Annotated in this window: 6 protein-coding genes; 1 reads left to right on the top strand and 5 read right to left on the bottom strand. The window is 59.9% G+C overall.

What is annotated here, in order from left to right; translation table 11 throughout:
- Positions 1-108 precede the first annotated feature (108 nt).
- The 4 genes from GY937_10235 to GY937_10220 all read right to left on the bottom strand — a co-directional run bounded on the left by GY937_10235 (position 109) and on the right by GY937_10220 (position 2,586).
- A complete protein-coding gene (locus tag GY937_10235; GenBank protein MCP5057088.1) occupies positions 109-309 on the bottom strand; it encodes a hypothetical protein in 201 nt (66 codons plus the stop codon).
- A gap of 151 nt (positions 310-460) precedes the next feature.
- Entirely contained in the window at positions 461-700 is a 240-nt protein-coding gene (locus GY937_10230; GenBank protein MCP5057087.1) for a hypothetical protein, read from the bottom strand.
- Between the two features lie 285 nt (positions 701-985).
- Positions 986-1,240, bottom strand: a complete 255-nt coding sequence (locus GY937_10225) for a hypothetical protein (GenBank protein ID MCP5057086.1) — start codon at positions 1,238-1,240, stop codon at positions 986-988.
- 545 nt (positions 1,241-1,785) lie between these two features.
- Positions 1,786-2,586, bottom strand: a complete 801-nt coding sequence (locus GY937_10220; protein MCP5057085.1) for a hypothetical protein — start codon at positions 2,584-2,586, stop codon at positions 1,786-1,788.
- Between the two features lie 120 nt (positions 2,587-2,706).
- Between GY937_10220 and GY937_10215 the strand changes: the two genes are divergently transcribed.
- Complete coding sequence (locus GY937_10215) at positions 2,707-3,123, top strand: hypothetical protein (GenBank protein ID MCP5057084.1); 417 nt, start codon at positions 2,707-2,709, stop codon at positions 3,121-3,123.
- Positions 3,124-3,585: 462 nt separating this feature from the next.
- Here the strand turns inward: GY937_10215 and GY937_10210 are convergent, their stop codons facing one another.
- On the bottom strand, positions 3,586-3,822 hold the full coding sequence (locus GY937_10210) for a hypothetical protein (GenBank protein MCP5057083.1): 237 nt from the start codon (positions 3,820-3,822) through the stop codon (positions 3,586-3,588).
- Positions 3,823-4,246 lie beyond the last annotated feature (424 nt).

Below are 4,246 nucleotides of genomic sequence, written 5' to 3'. Positions count from 1 at the left end.
GAGATGATCGGACTTCTTGGCATGCTTGGTCATGGTGGCGGTTCCTTCTTGGTGTAGTGACCCCCTCCGTAATACACGGAGGGTGAAGGAGCCGCCGCTCTCAAACTCTCAGAAAATCAACCGGTTCTGGGACATCCCCACGAGTTCGATCATCCGCTGTTTGTGCGCTGCTCCATAGGCACTCAGCTCGAAGAGGCCGTTGAGCTCCGCCACAGCATCGATAACGCGGCTGGCCTCGCCCTCGGCGGACTCGTTGAAGACCTTGGCGCGATCGAAGAGATTCTCGACGTTGAAAGCTGCGATCTTCATCTTGCGTAGACTCCGAACCCTGGGTTGTCTGGTCGGTACGCCCTTACCTCGGCTGGCCCTGCCGGCGATGGTATCACCAATCCGCTCGTGGGTGGCCGAAACGGGGCAAGATGCAACGCCCGGGAGCCGAAGCCCCCGGGCGAGGTCGGGGCTAGGCCTCGTTCCGGTCCTTCGGCAGGGGCACGCGTAGCGTCACCACGCCGCCGACGGGGAAGGAATCGAGGCGGACCTGGATTCCGTTGCCGTCGTTGTGCATCCACGCAGAGCCGACGGCGCGCCAGATGGCCTTCTGTTCGTCGCCACGGTCAATGACCTGGTAGGCGATGAAGTCGGGGCCGTTGGGGCTCGGCTGAGCCTGGGTGGTCTTGCGTGAGGTTGTTTTCGTAGGCATTGGATGTCTCCTTGGTTTCTGTTTCTTGAGAGCTGCATCCGTCGCAGCCCTTTCTCGCCCTCCCGTGCAGCGCGGATTGAGCCGGACGGCGATCAGCTTGTTGGGGGAGACCTTCAGGGGGAACCGAGAAGCGCCCATCGCTGAACAGTCCGGCGGCCGTGCCAAGGGAATAGGGGCAGGAAAGGGCGGATGTGGCGGGTGCATCGCGCAAGGAAGAGGACCGGGACCAAGGAGAGAGCCGCCGAAGGAGAAGACCGGGGGAAGTCCAAGCTGCCGGACGCGCGTCTACGAACTCCGGTTCGGTTCGAGGGTCGCGAGTACATCGAGAAGGACATTTGCGCCGACCGCCTGGACGTTTTCCGCAAGAGGGAACACATCGGCGCCAGGATGAACGACGAACAGTTGATCGAGCGAAAGATCCTCGAGAGCGGATCGCATGGACCGGGCGGGCCGCCATGCGGCGCCCTCGAAGTGCACCACCACCACGTGGTCGAGAAACTCGACCGCCACAGCTGCGCGAGGATCGCCGAGGAAGACCATGGCCAAGACGTAGGAGGCGGTGGCATCGCAGGCCGTGATCTGCGAGACCTTTCCGATGTAAGGCAGAAAAGTTGTTTGCGGGGCCTGGAGAATCGTGATAGAGAAAACAGAGTTGGAGATGCTAGGCGGTGTGCCGGTGTAGGCGCGATATTGAACTGCTCGCAGTTCAAGCCTTCCGCTTAGACCACGAGACTAACCGGTAGAGGCCAAGATGGAACACGAATTCAAGGATCTCGATTCGCTCGACTTGGGTGACTCGGAAGGGGACGCCTAGCGATGGGCAGCCGAGAACCCCCATCATCTCGCGAGAAACCTTCACTCGCACAGAGGTTCCAATGCGAGTCGGAAGGGTACGACGGAAACGATTGCCCGGAGTTCCAGCGGCTCCTGTCAGCGGCCTTCGCTCAAGGTGTGTGTCGTGATGATGTTGCTGCCGCTTTTGAGACCCCGGTCGGCGTCGTGCGGCTCTGGGAGAGCGGCGACAACACGCCGGTCGCTGTACGGCGCAAGAGCGTTATCCGCTACGTTCGCGAACGGCTCGCCAGCTAGGGAACGCGCTCCCAGGTGTCTCCGGCGATCGTATCAAGGAGTTCGCGTTCTTCAGTCAAGAGGCGAAGATTCACGTGCAGAATCATTTCTTCCCGCTGCGCCGGCTTAACTCGAATAGTGTGACCGTTCTCGTCACGAACGAAGTGTCCGGCTTCATCTCGTTTGCACTTGTATCGGGAGAGCTTGAATCTCAATCCTTTGCGGTTCTCGTCGCAGCGGGAACCAAGCTTCAGAAGTTTCAGCAGTTGATCCGCGAGTGCTGGGACTTGGTCTTTCTCTAGGACAAGCCAGATTTTTTTGCGGTCTTCCTCCGCAAGCGGTTCAGTCTGGTCATCGTTCCTGACGCGCGAAAGAACATGGTTGCGTTCGTCGACCAAGAGGGGCGGGGGCTCACTTGGCCACTGACGAAACCCCATATCAAGGAGCTTTCCCCAGTTGTTGTCGTTCTTGCTGTCTACGATTCCGAAATACCGCGTGAGGTACTGATTGCTCGCAAAGCTGCTCAATGCACGGTATCGGTGAAGGAACTCGTGGAGCGTGAAGCCCCATTCCGCTTTGCCGTAGCCGCCAAGCTCGTCAGAAATACGAGCCAATCCGGCTTCGTGGTAGTGCCCGGCGAGGTATTGGAAGACGGCTCCGCAACCATGAATCTCACCCGATGTACATTCCCGAAAGATGAATCCCTGCTTGAACTCGCAGGCTTTAAACAACTGGCTGTCCGGCCGAGCGGATGTCAAGTCTGTTCGGTTCGCATTCCAGAAATCGATGAGCTGGAGCGGCTCGGTTGCCGCTTCCACGCTGTATTGGGGTGTGTCCGGGGGCATCAGGGCGGCTGGTTTTCTTGCTGATGGAACGGATCGGGCTTGCGGCGGAACCACGGCAGCCGAGAGCTGCGTAGGGTATCATAAATCGCGGACATGGACGTCGGCGCTCAAGATTGGGCCTCGACATCCGAAAGGGAGGGGACCCGGTTGCCGGTATTCGTTGGAGACTACAACGTGTCATGTCTTGCTAGTGCAGGAGAGGCGGCTAAGTACCTCAAAAACATTGAGGAATTGCTTAAGGATGGCGATCCGTCACAAGCCGTTTTTCCTAGTGCAATTTCCGAGGTCCTGCGTTTTGGGGTGACCTACAAGGAGATCGGCGTGGAGTTCGAGACCCCGGAAGGGGTTGTTGCGCTTTGGGCGAGCGGGGACAACGTCCCGGCTTCCGTGAGACGCGCCAGCGTCCTGTCTTGGATCAAAACCCAGATCGACGAGCGCTACAACACAGTTTCCCAGCCTGCCGCCGCGAGCGGCACCGGAGAAGCAACTGGTAGAGCCACCAATGCGTAGGCACTCTGGCTTGTGATCCGGCGGGGCACCGACAAGTAGCGCCTCGTTCGGAGCAAGCTTGGGATGTCACGAGGGTGAACTCCTACGGAATCGGAAGTAGCTCCCATCCCGAGTCAAGGGGGCTATGCGGGTTCGAAGCACGCCCATAGCCGCTGACCCAGAAGTGAAGGCCCGGTTCGCGGGGGTAAGAGGCAGTAACGTGTGGTGCGTCATCGTCCGGCCTGGCTAGCAGTCCGGCGCCTCGGTCTTGGTGTGTGCTTCATGCGGACGTGACCAGCCCGATCGAGCAATCCCGGGCGGGGTAAATTCCCCTCTCCCTGGACAGCACCAATGGAGGGGGCACGACTAGACTACTTCTCGTCCGGGAATCGTGGTCTGGAGTGGATCCGGGGCGAAGGGCCAACCGTATCTCAAGGAGAGGAAGGCCCGGGAGCCGAAGCCCCCGAGCGAGAGTGAGTCGGTTTAGGACTCGCTCTTGGGCGGTAGCGGTGTACGTAGCGTCACCACGCCGCCGACGGGGAAGGAATCGAGGCGGACCTGGATTCCGTTGCCGTCGTTGTGCATCCAGCCGGAGCCGACAGCGCGCCAGATGGCCTTCTGTTCGTCGCCACGGTCGATGACCTGGTAGACGATGAAGTTGGGGCCGTTCGGGCTCGGCCGAACCTGGGTGGTCTTGCGTGAGGTTGTCTTCGTAGGCATTGGATGTCTCCTTGGTTTCTGCTTCTTGAGAGCTGCATCCGTCGCAGCCCTTTCTCGTCCTCCCGTGCAGCACGGTGCAAGCCGGATGGCGATCAGCTTCTTGGGGGAGACCTTTAGGGGGAACCGAGAAGCGCCCATCGCTGAACAGGCCGGCGGCCGTGATATGGGACTAGTCCCTTGTATCGACCAAAGGCGGAAGTGTTGTCATGCTAAGCACTGCGTCCCCCGCAGCCAATCGGTTCTCGCCGTGTGGGGATGTCCCGTCCGCTGTTGATCTTCTCTGAGTGTTGGCGATCACGAGAAACCGTAGAAATCTGATCATCTAGCCGTGGTCGCGCGCGAGTGCTGGTTTCTCGTCAGAACGGCGAATCGGTGTCGGTCGGATCGGTGTCGAGTTCGCGATCGAGAGCCGCGAGGTAGTGTC

The sequence above is a fragment of the bacterium genome (genome assembly GCA_024228115.1).
Lineage (GTDB): Bacteria > Myxococcota_A > UBA9160 > UBA9160 > UBA6930.
This window is presented reverse-complemented; position numbering and strand designations above follow the sequence as displayed.

Excerpts from the sequence above, each read along its gene's own strand:
- GY937_10235 (MCP5057088.1), bottom strand. The coding sequence starts at position 309 with ATGAAGATCGCAGCTTTCAACGTCGAGAATCTCTTCGATCGCGCCAAG.
- GY937_10230 (MCP5057087.1), bottom strand. The coding sequence starts at position 700 with ATGCCTACGAAAACAACCTCACGCAAGACCACCCAGGCTCAGCCGAGC.
- GY937_10225 (MCP5057086.1), bottom strand. The coding sequence starts at position 1,240 with ATGGTCTTCCTCGGCGATCCTCGCGCAGCTGTGGCGGTCGAGTTTCTC.
- GY937_10215 (MCP5057084.1), top strand. The coding sequence starts at position 2,707 with ATGGACGTCGGCGCTCAAGATTGGGCCTCGACATCCGAAAGGGAGGGG.
- GY937_10210 (MCP5057083.1), bottom strand. The coding sequence starts at position 3,822 with ATGCCTACGAAGACAACCTCACGCAAGACCACCCAGGTTCGGCCGAGC.